Source organism: Streptomyces turgidiscabies Car8 (genome assembly GCF_000331005.1).
GTDB lineage: Bacteria > Actinomycetota > Actinomycetes > Streptomycetales > Streptomycetaceae > Streptomyces > Streptomyces turgidiscabies.
In genome coordinates this window covers 1-829 of record NZ_AEJB01000498.1, presented here as the reverse complement: position 1 = coordinate 829, position 829 = coordinate 1, and the positions used below count along the sequence as shown (strand labels likewise).

Sequence of the window (829 nt, the reverse complement as noted above, 5' to 3'; positions counted from 1 at the left end):
AAGCTTGATGAGCGACGCTCCCACGGCTTGTAGGCACACGGTTTCAGGTACTATTTCACTCCGCTCCCGCGGTACTTTTCACCATTCCCTCACGGTACTATCCGCTATCGGTCACCAGGGAATATTTAGGCTTAACGGGTGGTCCCGCCAGATTCACACGGGATTTCTCGGGCCCCGTGCTACTTGGGTGTCTCTCAAACGAGCCGTTGATGTTTCGACTACGGGGGTCTTACCCTCTACGCCGGACCTTTCGCATGTCCTTCGCCTACATCAACGGTTTCTGACTCGCCTCACAGCCGGCAGACTGTGAAAGAGAGATCCCACAACCCCGCATACGCAACCCCTGCCGGGTCTCACACGTATACGGTTTGGCCTCATCCGGTTTCGCTCGCCACTACTCCCGGAATCACGGTTGTTTTCTCTTCCTGCGGGTACTGAGATGTTTCACTTCCCCGCGTTCCCTCCACACACCCTATGTGTTCAGATGTGGGTGACAGCCCATGACGACTGCCGGGTTTCCCCATTCGGAAACCCCCGGATCAAAGCCTGGTTGACGACTCCCCGGGGACTATCGTGGCCTCCCACGTCCTTCATCGGTTCCTGGTGCCAAGGCATCCACCGTGCGCCCTTAAAAACTTGGCCACAGATGCTCGCGTCCACTGTGCAGTTCTCAAACAACGACCAACCACCCACCACCCCACCCCTACAGGGCGAGTTCACTGGGGCCGGCACTGAAGACACAACCTCACGGCCATACCCTCAGACACCCAACAGCGTGCCCGACACCCTTCACCGCTTCCCTCATCGTTCCACGCCCCGAAGGACAGTA

Annotated in this window: 1 rRNA gene; it reads right to left on the bottom strand. The window is 58.0% G+C overall.

Annotated elements, in window-relative coordinates:
- Positions 1-642: ribosomal RNA gene (locus STRTUCAR8_RS35820) — 23S ribosomal RNA — on the bottom strand; the annotation flags it as partial.
- Positions 643-829: the final 187 nt, after the last annotated feature.